Consider the following 17,435-nt stretch of genomic DNA (forward strand, 5'->3'; position numbering starts at 1 on the left):
GAAAATATGAAAATAATTTATTACTGTTCAACAGGACGACACACCTCAATTTTTATGGCAAATTTACATCTAGGTAATATTTCATTAAAGAAACGATATAAAGGCGAAGATATAACCAGCTTAAAATATTTTGGAGGAGCATCAATACAGGAGGAACCGTTATTTATTGGAACTGACAAGGATAACAACGAGATTTATACAATAGGCATACCCAGGGAAAAGGAAATAATGATAAAGCTAATTGAAAGCTTTTTAGAATTAAAAGGTAAGAATCCTAAGGATATTCAAATGATTGATGCCGACGCATGCACCAATCCCTGGATAAAACTAGGGATTTTTTTATCCGTACACACTAGATTTAAAGGTCTTGCCAAGCAGCTTGTAATCAAGGGATTTGAAAATTATTCCTCCTGCTTCTTGACTACTGCCCATAGTTAGCGGATAATAAAGTGCGTAGGAATAGGGGTGGGAGTATGGGTCAGAAAAAAGTATATAACTCTTTAATTCGAGATGTTAAGCCTAATTCCATTGCTGAAGAAATTAATATACAAATGGGAGATAGGCTTAAAAAAATAAATGGAAAACCATTAAGGGATATTCTTGATTATTATATACTAACAGAAAATGATTACATATTATTAGAAATTGAAAAGGAAAATGGCCAGATATGGGAAATAGAGATTGAAAAGGACTTTCATGAACCATTAGGCATCTCCTTTAAGGAAGAATGCTTTGATGGATTGCAGAAGTGCCAAAATAATTGTATATTTTGCTTTCTTAAAGGTCTGCCAAGGGGAATGCGCAAAAGCCTCTATGTAAAGGATGATGATTATAGACATTCTTTCCTTCACGGCAATTATATCACCCTAACAAATGTTGATTGGTATGACCTAAAAAGAATAGTTGATTACAAGCTTGCGCCCTTATATATCTCTGTACATTCCACAAACCCTGAGTTAAGGGTGAGAATGCTGGGTAATAATAAAGCAGCAGACCTTAATGAAAAGCTCAAATACCTGGCAGAACATGGCATTACAATGCATACACAAATTGTGTTGTGTCCTGGCTTAAATGACAGCAAAGAACTGGATCGTACCATCAATGACCTATCCAAATTATGGCCGTGGGTTTCATCTCTTGCAGTAGTTCCAGTAGGGCTAACAAAATATAATTATCTTGCAAATGAGTACCTTAGACAATTTAATGTCCAGGAAAGCAATTTAGTTATTAACAAAATAAAGAATTGGCAAAATATTTGTCTAAAAAAGTACAATACAAGGTTTGTTTTTCCCTCGGATGAATTTTTTATTAGAGCTAACCTGGAAATACCTGCAGAAAAGGAATATGAAGGCTATCCTCAGTTAGAAAATGGAGTTGGCCTTGTAAGAAGCTTTGTAAATGATTTTAAATATTATTTTAGGGAAAAGGGCCAAGATGGTATAACCATGGACAGAGCCTATGTTATAGTCACTGGGGAGGCGGCCTTTCCTATTCTTGACAGCCTGGTCAAAGACTTTTTACCATCTGATAATGTAAGGGTTATACAAATCAAGAACAGCTTTTTTGGATACCCTGTCTCAGTAACGGGTCTTTTGACAGGTAGTGACATTATTAAGGGGTTAAAAGATATTCCCTTGAACAATTGTATATTACTAATATCTGATGTTTTACTAAAAAAAGATCATGATATATTTTTAGATAATATGACAATAAGTGAGTTAGAGAAAAACCTTGATCTAGAAATACAAATCATACCTAATTCAGGAAGTATTCTTGCGAAAACATTAACAGGGGGTGAATAGCCATGCCTAAACCAGTAATTGCAATTGTAGGCAGGCCAAATGTTGGTAAGTCAACCTTATTTAATAGAATAACCGGAGGTAGAGTGGCTATTGTAGACGATATGCCGGGTGTAACCAGGGACAGAATGTACAGGGAAGGCACCTGGCTTAACAAGCCCTTTACATTAATAGATACAGGCGGCCTGGAATTTGAAGATGAGATTAATTCTATCAGCAGCCTGGTTAAAATGCAGGTGCAGGTCGCCATTGATGAAGCTGATCTAATAATCTTTGTTGTTGACGGTAAAATTGGCTTAACTCCTGACGACCACACCATTGCCACCATGCTGCGTAAATCAGGCAAACCGATTATCTTGGCTGTAAACAAAATAGACAATTTTTCCACCTTTGAAAACTATGAGTTTTATACTCTAGGCTTGGGAGATCCTATTGCCATTTCAGCTGAACATAAAATTAACATAGGAGACCTATTAGATCAGATTATGAAAAATCTTCCCCACCAACCTGAGGAGGAATTTGAGGAGGATATTATCAAAGTAGCTGTGGTGGGCAAGCCCAATGTTGGGAAATCTTCACTAATAAACAAAATACTTGGGGAAGATAGGGTTATTGTTAGCAGTGTTCCTGGAACTACTCGAGATGCTATTGATACTTTATTTGAGCATGATGGCCAAAAATATGTCTTAATAGATACTGCAGGAATGAGAAGGCGTGCAAAAATTCATAATCCTACTGAAAGATATAGTGTCATTAGATCTTTAAGGGCAATAGACAGGTCAGATGTAGCCCTAATACTCATAGATTCACAAGAGGGAGTTACTGAACAAGACAAAAAGATTGCTGGATATGTACACGAAGCTGGTAAGAGCTCCATTATAGTTGTTAACAAGTGGGACCTAATAAAAAAAGATAATACTACCATGAATGAATTTGATAAAAGCATACGTGAAGAGCTGGGCTTCATGCAATATGCACCAACAGCTTATATTTCAGCTTTTACTGGCCAAAGGGTTATGAGATTGTTTGAGCTAATCAGGTTTGTGTCTGAACAGGCTAATTACAGGGTTCCTACTCCCATACTTAATGACTTTATCAGGGACATAGTAGCTTTTACTCCCCCACCTACAGATAAAGGTAACAGATTAAAAATATTATATGTCACACAGAGTTCGGTTAAGCCACCTACATTCAGGCTTTTTGTTAACAACCCTGAACTATTTCATTTTTCATATAAAAGACATGTAGAAAACCAGTTAAGAAAAGCCTTTGGTTTCGAGGGCAATCCAATTCGTTTGGATATTTCTAAAAGAGGAGAATCACAGTAGAGAGGCAGGTATTAGAAATGATAAATGTAACAGTAATTGGGTCTGGCAGCTGGGGAACTGCTCTATCCCTGGTGTTATCCGATGGGAGGAACAAGGTTACACTTTGGGGTAGAGAACAGGAAATTCATGATATTCATAAAAATCAACGAGAGAATAAGGCTTATCTTCCTGGAGTGCAGCTTCCTGACGGCATCAATATTACTAGTGATATTGATGAAGCTCTAGCTGAAGCTGAGCTAATTGTTCTTTCTATTCCTTCACAGTCCTTAAGAGAAGTTTGTTCCCACATAAGACCTTTCATAAAGGGAATGCCCATAATTGTGAATACTGCAAAGGGTTTGGAAATTAAAACCCTTTCAAGACTATCCCAGGTAATCAAGGAAGAGCTGCCCCTATACAGCAAAAACATTGCAGTTTTGTCAGGACCAAGCCATGCTGAAGAGGTCGGCCGCAGAATACCAACGGCAATAGTTTCTGCTGCAGAGGATAAAAGGATTGCAGAATATGTACAGGATGCATTTATGACACCTTATTTTAGAGTATATACCAACCCTGATGTTATTGGGGTAGAAATGGCTGGTGCCCTGAAAAATATCATTGCTGTTGCAACTGGCATCTCTGATGGACTGGGGTTTGGAGATAATAGTAAGGCTGCTCTTATTACAAGGGGTCTTGCGGAAATTGCCAGATTAGGAACTAAAATGGGTGGTGAGCTTTTAACCTTTGCGGGTTTATGCGGCGTGGGCGATTTGGTGGTAACCTGTACAAGTATGCATAGTCGTAATAGAAGAGCAGGAATACAAATTGGCCAGGGTAAGCCATTAGAGCAGGTCTTAAGAGACATGGGGATGGTTGTAGAAGGTATTAAGACCACCAGGGCAGCCTATGAAATAGCTGCTAAGAATCAGGTAGATGTACCCATTACTGAAGAACTACATAACATCCTGTTTAAAGGCCTTGATCCCAAGAAAGGAGTTTCTAATTTAATGGAAAGAAGTAAGACCCACGAGGTTGAAGAAATAGTTCTAAACCGAAAAGATTGGTAAAAAAAAGTATGGCTTTAGCTGTACTTTTTTTCTTTGTCCAGGCATATTCTGTAATAATCGTCCAACCATTTCATATACATATATTGGTGAATGATTTCAACAGCATAACATAAATAATTCATCATGGTCCTTAGATTATTATTCCCCTGGTTGGATGAAGGAGGGATGAGCATTTAGAAATTACAATCCTGTCCTTTGTAATTATAAAAAATATAGTATAGGGAGGGAAAGAAAGCGTGGATAATACGACTATCTTTCGTGACATAGCTGAACGTACAGGAGGTGATATTTATCTGGGTGTAGTTGGCCCTGTTCGTACGGGTAAATCCACCTTCATCAAAAAGTTTATGGAGTTAATGGTCATACCTAATATTGAAAACCCTAATGAAAGAGATCGAGCTAGGGATGAACTTCCACAAAGTGGAGCTGGTAAGACTATCATGACAACAGAGCCAAAATTTATTCCAGCTGATGCAGTTGAAGTAAAAATTAAAGATGGACTTAAAATGAATGTAAGGGTAGTAGATTGTGTTGGTTATACTGTAGAGGGTGCTAAAGGATATGGTGATGAAGACGGTCCCAGAATGGTAAGAACCCCATGGTTTGAGGATGATATTCCCTTTCAAGATGCAGCAGAGTTTGGTACTAAAAAGGTAATTGAAGATCACTCAACTATTGGAATAGTGGTATTAACAGATGGAAGCATCTCCGATATTCCAAGAGAAAACTATGAATCAGCTGAGGAAAGGGTTATCTGGGAATTACAAAACCTAAACAAACCCTTCATAATTATTTTAAATTCGACTAATCCATACTCTGAAGAGACCTACAACCTTGCACATGCCCTTGAAGAACACTATAAAGCTCCAGTATTACCTATGGATGTGTCAAACTTAAAAGAAGAAGACATTATGAATGTATTAGAAGAAGCTCTTTATGAATTCCCAGTTGTTGAAATTAGCATTAACCTGCCATCTTGGATTGAAGAGCTTGATGAAGGTCACTGGCTGAGAAGTGCCTATCAAGAAAGTGTAAACAAGGCAACAGAAAATATCCGGAAAATAAGAGACATTGACAATGTCATAGAAGTATTATCTGTTGAAGAAAATGTTGCTGATGTTATTTTGAAAGACATGAATCTTGGTACTGGTACAGCATATATAGATGTAAATGCTAATAGGCAGCTCTACTATAAAGTACTACAAGAGCAAACTGGTTTTGCAATTGACAATGAACAAAAATTAATGAAGCTTATGAAAGAATTGGCAGTAGTAAAGAAGGATTATGATAAAATTGCCGCAGGGCTTAATGAAGTAAGAAATACTGGATATGGAACTGTCACCCCTACCCTTGAAGAAATGATTTTGGAAGAACCTGAATTAATCAGGCAGGGTAGAGGCTTTGGAGTAAAATTAAAGGCTACAGCGCCCTCTTATCATTTTATTAGGGCTAATATTTCCACTGAATTAACCCCTCTCATAGGTACAGAAAAACAATGTGAAGAACTCATTAGTTATATCACTAATGAGTTTGAAGACAACCCACAAAAAATATGGGATACAAATATTTTTGGGAAGTCACTTTATGATTTAACCAGAGAGGGTATTCAAGGGAAGCTCTATAGAATGCCTGAAAACGCTCAAGAAAAGCTTCAGGAAACATTGGAAAGGATCATAAATGATGGCAGTGGAGGTCTTATCTGCATTATTATATAATCTTTAGTCGGTTAATCACCGACTTTTTTATTTGATCCAGTTCTTTTTAGTACTAACTTTAAACTACGAAGGTTTACTGCTCAATCAAATTATTTATACAAAATCTCTGTATAAAAAAGGTATTTTTCTCCTAAGTATCAAAATAATAAAAAAAGCTATTCAGTACTTATTAAAAATTTAGGAGGTATCTATATGTTTGAAAAAATCTTGTTTCCCACTACAGGTTCAAGGCTATCTGAAAAAATTTCCAATACAATTGTAGGTTTGATAAAGGAAAAACCTGACAGAGAAGTAACAATACTGCATGTATTAGAAAAATACGATATGCCAGCAGAGGTGGAATATGAAATAGTCTCCAGGGGACATGATTTTGAAGAGATGTTGAGTTCCCACGTTAAAGAATGTATACAAAAATCAACAAAAGTGTTTAGGGAAAATGGAATTCCCTATAAAGTTAGAATTAAAAGAGGAGACCCCGTTAAAGTTATTATAAAGATTTCTGAAGAGATGTGTTGTGATTTAATGATAATAGGCTATCATGGCGAGACAACGCTAACTGAACTAATCTTTAAAGGAAATACCATGGCAAGGTTGATTGACAATTCTCCTTGTCCGGTAATGGTAATTAAATAAATTTTAATTCGTTAATTTTCAAGCTGCTGAACTAAACAGCTTTATATATCCAGAAAATTGAAATTATTTTTTGAAATAAAAAAAAGGAAATAAAAGGTTTATATAGAAATACTAAAATACCTACATACATCCTGAATTTATGAAAATTGGATTTAATTACTCAGGATAAGAAAAATATAATCCAAGTTAAGGGGGTGAGCTTTAACTAGTTATATTTTTTAGTCTTGTAAATAATTATGGTATGTTTTTAAAAAAGTAAATGGGGAGGTTTATAATGAAAAGAAAAGGATTGTTGCTTTTAGTCTGCTTACTTGCTGCAAGTCTTGTTTTTACCGCATGTGGAGGCCAAACCGATTCAAAAGAAGAAAAAAATGGAGAAGAGGTAGTAGAACTAACAAGGCTACTTATGGCTACAGGTGGTACCGGAGGAACATATTATCCTCTTGGTGGTGCTATTGCAGAGGCTTGGAATGAGCATATAGAAGGACTTGAAGTAACTACCCAGGCTACTGGAGCGTCAGTGGAGAATCTTAGACTTTTAGGTTCTGGTGAGACTGAGCTTGCAATGGCTATGAATGGGCCCGCAATGGCTGCTTATCTAGGTATAGGAGATTTTGCCGGTAACCCTATTGACTTCTCAGCTCTTGGTGTAATATATCCAGAGGTAATGCAGATAGTAGCACCAAAAGGCACTGGTATAGTTAACGTTGAAGATTTAAGGGGAAAGAGAGTTTCCATAGGACCTCCAGGTAGTGGAACTGCTTCTTCTGCAATTACAATTTTAGAATCCTTTGGAATTGATCCAGAAACCGATATAACTAAACATCAGGACAACTTTACAGATGCTGCTATGAAACTAAAAGACGGACACTTAGATGCTGCCTTTGCTGTATTAGCCGTCCCAGCTGGAAATATTGTTGATGTGACAACGTCTACACCTGTTAATATTGTCAATATCACAGGTGATGGTTTAAATAAACTTTTAGAAGCTGACCCTACCTTTTCACCCTATGAAATTCCTGGTGGAACTTACGAAGGGCAGGATGAAACAGCATATACAGTATCTCAATGGGCTGTATTATATGTTCCAAATGACCTTCCAGAAGATCTGGTTTACCAAATGACCAAGGTTATGTATGAACAAACAGAGCAAATTGCCAGAACCCATGCAAGGGGAGACCAGATTACTTTAGATAATGCTACTTTAGGCATTGACCCTGTTCCCTTTCATCCTGGAGCAGCTAAATATTTTAAAGAAAAGGGTATTCTTGAGTAAATATGAAACTGTCTGCCAAAAAGAGCACCTTAACTGGTGCTCTTTGCCTGAAAATGCTTATTATTATAGCTGTTACTATTTTAACATTTAATTATTTCAATGATAGGACAGTACTGCAAATAGTCAATCATAATACAGGTGAGCTTTTATATGAGAAAAATCTAAATGTTGGTGACCAAATAAAACTTAAATATATACATTCAGTCACAAAGCAGCCTGTATACGAGATCTTTGTGGTGTACGATAAAAGTACATTGGCATTAAAAGAAATGCTTTATGATTCCTTTGGAGCAAATCTTCCTGTAGGACCAGAGACAACTGCTACAGAAACCACTAAATTCATTGTGGAAGAGAACTATTATCGAATAGTTTATGAGAATAGACGTTTTGATGTCATTCCTTTAAGGGTAGGTCAGGTAATTGCAGATCACACTCTAATTTTTAAGGATGAAGATACTATAAGACTATTAGATATTGTTGAAGGAGGTGCTTATGTAGAAGTCCACGTGAAGCCGTTAATAGGAAGCTTTTGGAAAGGAAGGTGGCTTAAGATTGACTAACAAAACAGAACATGACAAGATGAAGATTGAAGCTAAAATGAAAAGTCTTCAATCAGTTGAATATAATCAAGAGCTGGTAATAGAGGATAATGTAGATACAGAAGAAATACTAGAAAAATATGATTCAGGTTATAACTACCGTAAAAAAGTTCCTTTTTTCTGGAAATGGTTTATTTTTTTAACTACCATATCCTTAAGCGTATTCCATTTATACACTGCAATATTGGGAACTTTACCGTCTAACCAGCAAAGGGGATTCCATCTCGCTCTTGCTTTAGGACTAATTTTTTTATTGTATCCAGCAAATAAAAAGGATAAGCCAAAGGTTGGAGTAACTAGCTGGATCAGCACTTTAGTATTACTTGCAATTGTTATACTATTTTTTGTTGATGGTAAAATTAAATTACCTCTAATGGCAGCTTCAATAATAGTAATTCTGCTCATACACATTTCAAAGTTCTTCAGTAAAAAATATAAATCTATTCCAATTTCCGATGCTATTTTAAGCTTATTAGGCTTCGGGGTAGGATTATACCATTTCTTTTTTTACCAAGAAATAATAAGTCGTGTAGGAATGTATAATCAAACAGATTTTATAGTAGCAGGTACTGCTGTTCTGCTTGTGATTGAGGGCGCTAGAAGGGTTATTGGTATACCAATTGTTATGGTTGCTACATTTATGCTGTTTTATGCTCATTACGGCCCCCATTTGCCCTTTTTGGATCATAGGGGATTTAGTGTAGAGAGGATTATTTCCCACTCCTTTTTGAGCTTGGAAGGCATATTAGGCATACCTATTGCTATATCAGCAACCTTCATATATTTATATATGATGTTTGGAGTAATACTACAAAAGACAGGTCTAGAAGAATTTTTTAGTGATCTGGCAATGTCTATGACAGGGTGGATGACTGGAGGAACTGCAAAGGTAGGGGTATTGACAAGTGTTTTTTCTGGGACAATTACAGGGAGTTCAGTTGCTAATACTGTTGGGAATGGTGCATTTACAATACCAATGATGAAGAGATCAGGATATAAGCCAGAATTTGCTGCAGCAGTTGAAGCTGCTTCATCAACAGGTGGACAGATAATGCCTCCTATAATGGGTTCTGCCGCCTTCCTTATGATTGAATTTACAGGCTTGCAGTATGCACAAATATTAAAAGCAGCAATTATACCTGCACTGCTGTTTTTTTTAGCCCAATTTATTTTTGTTCACTATGAATCAAAACGTATTGGAATTATGGGTGTTCCAAAGAGTCAATTAGCAAGTCTTTCAAGTTTATTACTAACTAGAGGTTATCTTCTGCTACCTATTATAGCTATAATTTATATCCTATCTGTGGGCAGGTCTCCAATGCAGGCTGCCATGTGGGGTATTTATACGGCATTGGGAATAAACCTGATTGTCATGATCCTGGCCTTCATAGTAAAAAAATATGATAAAGTCAAATACAAGCTAACACTAATTGTTTTCTTAGAAATTTTATCTGAATCTGCCAGAAAAGCATTACCTGTAATTGCTGCTTGTGCCTGTGCTGGTATCATTGTTGGCGTTATTACATTAACAGGCCTGGGGCTCAGAATTGCAGGAGGCATATTACAGTTAGCCCAAAATAAACTCTTTTTAACAATGTTCTTTACAATGATAGCAAGTATTATCCTTGGTATGGGCTTACCTACTACTGCAAATTATGTTATCACAGCTACAATGGCTGCTCCTGCATTACTTGCCTTTGATACTGTTCCAGTAGTAGCAGCTCACCTATTTGTTTTTTACTTTGGAATAGTAGCTGACATAACTCCTCCAGTTGCTTTAGCTGCTTATGCAGGTTCAGGTATTGCTCAAAGCAATCCTTTTAAAACCAGTATAATCGCTGTAAAAATAGCAGTAGGAGCTTTCCTTGTGCCTTATATGTTTGTACTCTCTCCAGCTCTGGTACTAGAGGCAGCTTCTGTATCTAAAACAATTCTTGCAATATGCACAGCAATTTTAGGAATGTTCTGTATAGGTACAGCAATGGCTGGATTTATAGAAAGAAAACTTTTCTGGTACGAAAGGGCCCTGTTGGTATCTGCAGGCTTGGGTTTACTCTACGCCCATTTATTTACTGATTTATTAGGAGCTGCAGTATTCGTATCAATATATATTTCCCAACTTTTATATACAAAAAAGAGAAACAAAAAAAATGAACCATCTTTACCTGCATAAACTGGGCTGACATTCAATGAATTACCGATTTTAACACTACCTACCATAAAAAATTAGTAAAATTACTTTCTAAATAATATTGACAATTTAACGAATTAGATGTATAGTTTGTTGTAATTTAATAAACAATCTTATTTAGAGTGGTGGAGGGACTGGCCCTATGAAACCCGGCAACCCCCTGGGGGAAGGTGCTAAATCCTGCAGCCAAAAAAGGCTGATAGATAAGATAGAGTCAAGGATGTCAATAGCCTCTTCTTATGGAAGAGGCTAATTTTATATCAACAAAAGGAGCGATAAACCATGAGCAACAGTTTTAATTTTAACACAAAAGTACTACATGAGGGGCATGTTCCAGACAAAGAGACCCTGTCCAGGGCAGTGCCAATTTACCAGACCACCAGTTACTTATTTGAAGATACTGACCATGCCGCTAGACTTTTTTCCCTGGAGGAAGCAGGAAACATCTATACAAGAATAATGAATCCTACTACTGATGTTCTTGAAAAAAGGGTAGCTTCTCTAGAAGGAGGGGTAGGGGCTTTAGCAGTTTCCTCAGGCCAGGCTGCAATTACCCTTGCTATTCTAAATATTTGCAGCTCAGGTGACCATGTTGTATCATCCGCCAGTCTCTATGGTGGAACCTTTAATTTATTTGCAGTGACCATGAAAAAACTAGGCATTGATGTAACCATGGTTAAGCCTGAAGTTGCTGAAATGGCTGGAGCTATTACTGCAAAAACAAAGTGTCTATATATAGAATCTATTGGCAACCCCAAAATGGATATTCCTGATATTAAAGCTCTAGCAAAACTAGCCGAGGAACATAACATACCTCTGATAGTGGATAATACCTTTGCCACCCCATATTTATGCCGTCCCTTTGAGCATGGGGCACATATAGTTGTACATTCTGCAACCAAATTTCTTGGTGGACATGGTACATCCATTGCCGGAATTATTGTAGATTCTGGCAAGTTTCAATGGAATATGGAAAAGTTCCCTGGACTTGTTGAACCAGATCCAAGTTACCATGGGGTGAGCTATACTGAAGTATGTGGGCCAGCAGCGTATATAGTTAAAGCACGTGTTCAGCTTTTAAGGGATATAGGATGCAGTCTCAGCCCTTTTAATTCCTTCTTGCTGCTTCAGGGAATTGAAACCCTTCACCTTAGAATGGAAAGGCACAGTGAAAATGCTTTCACAGCAGCAAAACACCTGGAAAACCATCCCCATGTAAGCTGGGTAAACTATCCCGGCCTTAAGAGCCACCCATATCATGAGCGGGCCCAGCACTACCTTCCAAGGGGCTACGGAGCTTTAATGACCTTTGGCATAAAGGGCGGAATTGGAGAAGGTAAAAAATTTATTGACAATCTGAAGCTATTTTCCCTGCTTGCCAATATTGGAGATGCCAAGTCTCTGGTTATCCATCCAGCAAGCACAACACACCAACAGCTAACTGCAGCGCAGAGATTAGCTAGTGGTGTAAGTGATGACCTGATACGTTTGTCAATAGGAATTGAAGATGTGCAGGATATAATTAATGACCTTGACAATGCATTAGAGGCTAGTCAAAAATAATCTACAAAAACTAAAGTTATATAAAATTCAGCTTGCACCCCCTTAATGGGGGTGTTATAATGTCTATCATATATGGATAATTGTTTTTAAACCATGGACATCAAGGGGGTTTGAGGATATGATGTCAAAAAGAGACAATGATGAACAAAAGTTTTTCCTTGTAAGAGCAGACATTCTCCCTGAAGCAATTTTAAAAACAGCCCAGGCCAAGGATATAATCAGCAAGGGGAAGGTTGAAACAGTTAATCAGGCAGTTGATAAGGTTGGATTAAGCAGGAGTGCCTTTTATAAATACAGGGATGGTGTTTTTCCACTGCAAGACCCTCTTAAAGGCACCATAGTTAGCTTGTCAATGCTTTTAGAACACAGGGCAGGTATTTTATCACAGGTATTAAATACCATTGCCAGGGCTAATGCTAATATATTGACCATCAACCAGAATATACCTTTACAAGGTGTAGGGCATGTAACTATTTCCGTAGAAATAGCTCAAATGAGTGTTTCATTAGATAAATTACTTAAAAATCTAAGTGACCTGGCTGGAGTTGTAAAGGTTGAACTCGTTGGACAGGCATAAGGGGGGAAATATTCATGGACACAATTAAAGTTGGTTTATTAGGTCTAGGAACAGTAGGTACTGGTGTGGCAAAGGTTTTAAAAAATAATCAGGATAGTATTACCAAAAAGGTTGGCAAACCTGTAGAGCTGGCAAAGGTTCTGGTGAACAACACTAAAAAACAGCGATCTATAACATTGCCAGATGGAGTTATAACTGATAAGCCTGAGGATGTACTAGACAATCCTGAGATTAGTATTATAGTGGAGGTCATGGGTGGTATTGAGCCTGCCAAGGATTATATCATTAGAGCTTTAGATAATGACAAGCATGTTGTCACCGCTAACAAGGATTTGATTGCCATTCATGGAAAGGAATTATTTGAAGCGGCTCAAAACAAGAATAGTGATCTTTTCTTTGAAGCAAGTGTAGCTGGCGGCATCCCAATTATTAGACCTTTAAAAGAATGTTTAGCAGGAAATAGATTAGAGCAGGTTATGGGAATTATTAATGGGACCACCAACTATATATTAACTAAAATGACCCAGGAGGGCTCTGATTTTAGTGAGGTTCTTAAGGAGGCCCAGGATTTAGGGTATGCAGAAGCAGATCCAACAGCTGATATAGAAGGCTATGATGCAGCAAGAAAGATAGCCATTCTAGCTTCTGTAGCTTTTGGCACCAGGGTAACCTTTTCAGATGTTTATGTAGAAGGTATAACTAAAATAACAGCTGAAGACATTCAATATGCCAGGGATTTAGGCTATGTTATTAAACTATTAGGTATTGCCAACAGCATTAATGGTCACGTTGAAGTTAGAGTTCATCCGGCATTCATACCAAAGCATCATCCCCTGGCCGCTGTAAATGATGTTTTCAATGCCATTTTCATAAAAGGTGATGCCATTGGTGAAGCCATGTTTTTTGGCAGGGGTGCAGGTGAGATGCCCACAGCAAGTGCTGTGGTAGGAGACATAGTGGCCGCCGCTAGAGACATTGTATATGGTGTTACCGGAAGAATTTCCTGTACATGTTTTGAAGAAAAGCCTATAATTAAGATTGGTGAAATACAAAGTGAATACTATTTAAGACTTAAGGTTGCTGACAAACCTGGAGTACTTGCCAGCATTGCAGGCGTTTTTGGCAATCATGATGTCAGTATAGCTTCAGTTGTACAAAAGAGCACTGGTAAAAATGGCAAGGCTGAAATAGTATTGATTACCCATAAGGTAAATGAGAATAGTATTAGAGATGCTTTACAAATTATTGGTGGTATGTCTATAGTAGACACCATTTCAAATGTTATTCGTGTCGAAGGGGGAAACAAGTAAATGCATTGGCAGGGCTTAATTAAAGAATATGCAGCATATCTACCTGTAACAAGCAATACACCATTTGTTACACTATTAGAGGGAAATACCCCTTTAGTTAAAAGTGAAAACCTATCCAAAGAGCTGGATTTAAACCTGTTTTTCAAATATGAGGGCTTAAATCCTACTGGTTCCTTTAAAGATAGGGGCATGGTTATGGCAGTAGCCAAGGCAGTTGAGAAAGGATCAAAGGCAATAATGTGTGCCTCTACTGGAAATACATCTGCAGCCGCTGCGGCTTATGCTGCGCGCTGTGGTTTAAAATGTATTGTTTTAATACCTGATGGGAACATAGCCCTTGGCAAGCTTGCCCAGGCACTGATTTATGGAGCACAGGTTCTGGCCATAGAAGGTAATTTTGACGAAGCACTAGAAATAGTTAAAGAGATTACAAATGAATACCCTATAACCCTTGTTAATTCATTAAATCCATATAGAATTGAGGGTCAAAAGACTGCAGCCTTTGAAGTTTCCGATGCCCTGGGAAGGGCACCTGACTTTTTGGCAATTCCAGTAGGCAATGCCGGAAATATTACAGCATATTGGAAAGGGTTCAAGGAATACTATGATGCGGGGAAAAATGCCAGCTGTCCTAAAATGTTAGGTTTCCAAGCTGCAGGAGCTGCACCAATTGTGAAAAATCAAGTAGTTGAAAACCCTGAAACTGTGGCAACTGCCATCAGGATAGGAAATCCGGCAAGCTGGCAGGGAGCAAAAAATGCCATAAACGAATCACAAGGACTTATAGATAGTGTAACTGATGACGAAATCCTAGCTGCTTACAAGCTCCTGGCATCAAAAGAGGGTATCTTTGCCGAGCCTGCATCAGCTGCTTCAATAGCAGGGGTTTTAAAATATAAGAGCAAGGGATTATTTAAAAGTGGTGATACTGTAGTTTGTGTACTAACTGGTCATGGGTTAAAGGATCCACAAAACGCCATCAAGCAAATTGCCGAGCCTGTTAAAATACCTGCCCAAAAATCAGCTGTTCTTGATATAATAAATAGTTAGTGGGGGAGATATAATGGTAGTACTGAGAGTACCTGCCACTACTGCTAACTTGGGGCCGGGGTTTGATACCCTGGGAATGGCCTTAAATATGTACAATTATATAGCTATGGTGGAGACAGGTAATGATCTAGTTATAGAGGTCGAGGGAGATGGAGCAGAAAAAGTACCAAGAAACACTTCAAATCTAGTCTATAAGGCTGCATCAAGGGTATTCCAAAGGGTTAGCCACCAGCCAAAAGGTCTAAGAATAAAAATAGAAAACAATATACCCATGGCTCGAGGTTTAGGAAGCAGTGCTTCAGTAATTGTTGGAGGGATGGTAGCCGCTAATTATATTACCGGCTCCAGGTTAAGCTATGACCAACTCCTTCATATGGCAACCTGCATGGAAGGTCATCCGGATAATGTAGCTCCAGCATTAATTGGAGGAATTGTAATAAGTGCACAATTTGATGAAGAAATTATCTATAGAAGAATCCAGCCGCCTGCTGGTTTAACTACGGTGGTTGCAATACCAGACTATGAGTTGTCTACTAGAGAGGCCAGGAACGCTCTACCTGCAAAGGTACCAATGGATGATGCTGTATATAATATGAGTCGTACAAGCCTGTTAGTATGGGCATTTATGAATTCAGACATGGAATTGATGGGCAAAGCAATGGAGGACAAACTCCATCAGCCATATAGAATGTCACTAATTCCAGGAATGGATAAGGTTGCCCAGGCTGCCAGGGAAATGGGTGCCTATTCTGTAGCACTAAGTGGGGCTGGTCCAACAATCATTGCATTTTGTACAAGCAATAAATCAGAAGCTATTGGTAAAACAATGAAAAGAACTTTTAAAGAGGCAGGAGTACAATGTTCAATCAAGGATTTAACTCCTGAGACAAATGGTGTTAAAATAATAAAAGAGAAAGGGGTGCAGCTATGGGCATAATAGTTCAAAAGTTTGGCGGAAGCTCAGTAGCTGACGCTGAAAGAATTAAAAGGGTAGCAAAAAGGGTTGTTGAGACTAAAAAACTTGGTCATAAAGTTGTTGCTGTAGTATCAGCCATGGGTGACAATACTGACCATCTAATATCACTAGCCAGACAAGTTTCAGATGCTCCATCAGAGAGAGAAATGGATATGCTGTTGGCTACTGGGGAGCAGGTATCCATAGCACTTTTAGCCATGGCTATTCAATCAATGGGTGAGGCGGTTATTTCTCTAACTGGACCACAGGCAGGCATAAAGACCAACAATACCCACAGCAAAGCAAAAATACTTGACATTAGCTCTGAAAGACTTCACCAGGAGCTTGATCAGGGCAAAATTGTTATAGTGGCAGGTTTTCAGGGAGCCACCATCAATGATGAGATTACTACTCTAGGCAGAGGTGGGTCTGACACAACTGCGGCTGCCATTGCTGCAGCCCTAAAAGCAGATGTTTGTGAAATTTTTACTGATGTTGATGGAGTATATGCTACTGATCCTAGAGTTGTCCCAAACATTAAAAAGTTAGATACTGTGTCCTTTGATGAGATGCTGGAGCTTGCCAGCCTTGGAGCAAAGGTTCTGCAGCCAAGAGCAGTAGAATTTGCAAAATTATATAATGTCAAACTTCACGTCAGGTCAAGCTTTAATTATAATCAAGGAACCATTGTACAGGAGGTAAACCATATGGAAAAGGAAATTGTAGTAAGTGGTGTAGCCCATGACTTTAATGCCGTTAAAATGGCAGTATTTGGTGTCCCTGATAAGCCTGGAATGGCATGCAAAATATTTAAAACCCTTGCCGAGCATGCTATTAATGTGGACATGATAGTGCAAAGTGCCAAGGTAAACGGAGTAAATGATATTGCATTTACCATTGAAAAGCAAGACATGGAAAAAGCAAAAACCCTGCTAGAGAAAATCTCCAGGGAAATCAACGCCAGGGGAATAAGCTGTACAGATAATATTGCCAAGGTTAGTATAGTAGGTGCTGGAATGATAACCAACCCAGGTGTGGCTGCTGACATGTTTGAAGCCCTGGCAGAGGCAAATATAAACTTGGAAATGATAAGCACCTCAGAAATTAAAGTTTCCGTAATAATAGAAGCTAATGACTGCATCAAGGCTGTTAAAAAACTAGTAGAAAAGTTTAACCTGCAGGATAGTGATGTAGCTACAGTAGCTGGTTAGAGTCTGGTTATTATCACAGCCGGGGTATTACGGTCGGCTACAGAACTGACGCATGAATAAAGAAAAGCTTGTCTCTTACAGGATTTAATGGTGAAGCGAAAAAATTTTTTCGCAAAAGGGGCTGGACAGAAAAAATCACTTATGAGATAATAGTGGGCTCTTGCTCATAATCGTGGGAAAAA

The 17,435-nt window shown here is 38.1% G+C and carries 15 protein-coding genes and 1 riboswitch; all 15 genes read left to right on the top strand.

The window, feature by feature from the left end:
• Positions 1-6 precede the first annotated feature (6 nt).
• Complete coding sequence (locus K364_RS0120420) at positions 7-438, top strand: DUF3189 family protein (RefSeq protein WP_028309546.1); 432 nt, start codon at positions 7-9, stop codon at positions 436-438.
• Positions 439-473: 35 nt separating this feature from the next.
• Positions 474-1,802 carry a DUF512 domain-containing protein gene (locus tag K364_RS25055; protein WP_035270466.1) on the top strand — a complete coding sequence of 443 codons (1,329 nt, stop codon included), beginning with the start codon at positions 474-476 and terminating at the stop codon, positions 1,800-1,802.
• A gap of 2 nt (positions 1,803-1,804) precedes the next feature.
• Positions 1,805-3,127 (top strand): ribosome biogenesis GTPase Der, encoded by a 1,323-nt coding sequence (der, locus tag K364_RS0120430; protein ID WP_028309547.1) that lies wholly within the window; start codon positions 1,805-1,807, stop codon positions 3,125-3,127.
• Positions 3,128-3,144: 17 nt separating this feature from the next.
• The gene (locus K364_RS0120435) at positions 3,145-4,173 is read left to right on the top strand and encodes an NAD(P)H-dependent glycerol-3-phosphate dehydrogenase (RefSeq protein ID WP_028309548.1); all 1,029 of its coding nucleotides are present in this window, start codon (positions 3,145-3,147) and stop codon (positions 4,171-4,173) included.
• Positions 4,174-4,409: 236 nt separating this feature from the next.
• Positions 4,410-5,888: a stage IV sporulation protein A gene (spoIVA, locus tag K364_RS0120440; RefSeq protein ID WP_028309549.1), complete on the top strand. Its 1,479-nt coding sequence runs from the start codon at positions 4,410-4,412 to the stop codon at positions 5,886-5,888.
• Positions 5,889-6,080: 192 nt separating this feature from the next.
• On the top strand, positions 6,081-6,521 hold the full coding sequence (locus K364_RS0120445; protein WP_028309550.1) for a universal stress protein: 441 nt from the start codon (positions 6,081-6,083) through the stop codon (positions 6,519-6,521).
• 274 nt (positions 6,522-6,795) lie between these two features.
• Positions 6,796-7,797: a TAXI family TRAP transporter solute-binding subunit gene (locus tag K364_RS0120450; protein WP_035270469.1), complete on the top strand. Its 1,002-nt coding sequence runs from the start codon at positions 6,796-6,798 to the stop codon at positions 7,795-7,797.
• Between the two features lie 2 nt (positions 7,798-7,799).
• Entirely contained in the window at positions 7,800-8,357 is a 558-nt protein-coding gene (locus tag K364_RS25880) for a DUF1850 domain-containing protein (protein WP_051534276.1), read from the top strand.
• The gene (locus K364_RS0120460) at positions 8,350-10,569 is read left to right on the top strand and encodes a TRAP transporter permease (protein WP_084296129.1); all 2,220 of its coding nucleotides are present in this window, start codon (positions 8,350-8,352) and stop codon (positions 10,567-10,569) included. Before K364_RS25880 ends, K364_RS0120460 begins: the two co-directional genes overlap by 8 nt.
• A gap of 128 nt (positions 10,570-10,697) precedes the next feature.
• Positions 10,698-10,797: riboswitch (SAM riboswitch) on the top strand.
• A 72-nt stretch (positions 10,798-10,869) separates the two neighbouring features.
• Positions 10,870-12,150, top strand: a complete 1,281-nt coding sequence (locus tag K364_RS0120470; protein WP_028309553.1) for an O-acetylhomoserine aminocarboxypropyltransferase/cysteine synthase family protein — start codon at positions 10,870-10,872, stop codon at positions 12,148-12,150.
• A gap of 121 nt (positions 12,151-12,271) precedes the next feature.
• Positions 12,272-12,727: an ACT domain-containing protein gene (locus K364_RS0120475; RefSeq protein ID WP_028309554.1), complete on the top strand. Its 456-nt coding sequence runs from the start codon at positions 12,272-12,274 to the stop codon at positions 12,725-12,727.
• 14 nt (positions 12,728-12,741) lie between these two features.
• Positions 12,742-14,037, top strand: coding sequence for a homoserine dehydrogenase (locus K364_RS0120480; protein ID WP_035270476.1), 1,296 nt, complete (start codon positions 12,742-12,744; stop codon positions 14,035-14,037).
• Positions 14,038-15,087 (top strand): threonine synthase, encoded by a 1,050-nt coding sequence (gene thrC, locus K364_RS0120485; protein ID WP_028309556.1) that lies wholly within the window; start codon positions 14,038-14,040, stop codon positions 15,085-15,087.
• 13 nt (positions 15,088-15,100) lie between these two features.
• Positions 15,101-16,024, top strand: coding sequence for a homoserine kinase (thrB, locus tag K364_RS0120490; RefSeq protein WP_028309557.1), 924 nt, complete (start codon positions 15,101-15,103; stop codon positions 16,022-16,024).
• Entirely contained in the window at positions 16,015-17,253 is a 1,239-nt protein-coding gene (locus K364_RS0120495) for an aspartate kinase (protein WP_028309558.1), read from the top strand. The genes thrB and K364_RS0120495 overlap by 10 nt, the downstream gene beginning before the upstream one ends.
• Positions 17,254-17,435 lie beyond the last annotated feature (182 nt).

This window comes from Desulfitibacter alkalitolerans DSM 16504 (assembly GCF_000620305.1).
In the GTDB taxonomy this organism is placed as follows: domain Bacteria; phylum Bacillota; class DSM-16504; order Desulfitibacterales; family Desulfitibacteraceae; genus Desulfitibacter; species Desulfitibacter alkalitolerans.

Bases quoted from the DNA above. Each gene is read 5' to 3' on its own strand.
- K364_RS0120420 (WP_028309546.1), top strand. From the start codon at position 7: ATGAAAATAATTTATTACTGTTCAACAGGACGACACACCTCAATTTTT.
- thrB (WP_028309557.1), top strand. From the start codon at position 15,101: ATGGTAGTACTGAGAGTACCTGCCACTACTGCTAACTTGGGGCCGGGG.
- K364_RS0120475 (WP_028309554.1), top strand. From the start codon at position 12,272: ATGTCAAAAAGAGACAATGATGAACAAAAGTTTTTCCTTGTAAGAGCA.
- K364_RS0120445 (WP_028309550.1), top strand. From the start codon at position 6,081: ATGTTTGAAAAAATCTTGTTTCCCACTACAGGTTCAAGGCTATCTGAA.
- thrC (WP_028309556.1), top strand. From the start codon at position 14,038: ATGCATTGGCAGGGCTTAATTAAAGAATATGCAGCATATCTACCTGTA.
- K364_RS0120435 (WP_028309548.1), top strand. From the start codon at position 3,145: ATGATAAATGTAACAGTAATTGGGTCTGGCAGCTGGGGAACTGCTCTA.
- K364_RS25055 (WP_035270466.1), top strand. From the start codon at position 474: ATGGGTCAGAAAAAAGTATATAACTCTTTAATTCGAGATGTTAAGCCT.
- der (WP_028309547.1), top strand. From the start codon at position 1,805: ATGCCTAAACCAGTAATTGCAATTGTAGGCAGGCCAAATGTTGGTAAG.
- K364_RS0120450 (WP_035270469.1), top strand. From the start codon at position 6,796: ATGAAAAGAAAAGGATTGTTGCTTTTAGTCTGCTTACTTGCTGCAAGT.
- K364_RS0120470 (WP_028309553.1), top strand. From the start codon at position 10,870: ATGAGCAACAGTTTTAATTTTAACACAAAAGTACTACATGAGGGGCAT.
- K364_RS0120480 (WP_035270476.1), top strand. From the start codon at position 12,742: ATGGACACAATTAAAGTTGGTTTATTAGGTCTAGGAACAGTAGGTACT.
- K364_RS0120495 (WP_028309558.1), top strand. From the start codon at position 16,015: ATGGGCATAATAGTTCAAAAGTTTGGCGGAAGCTCAGTAGCTGACGCT.
- K364_RS25880 (WP_051534276.1), top strand. From the start codon at position 7,800: ATGAAACTGTCTGCCAAAAAGAGCACCTTAACTGGTGCTCTTTGCCTG.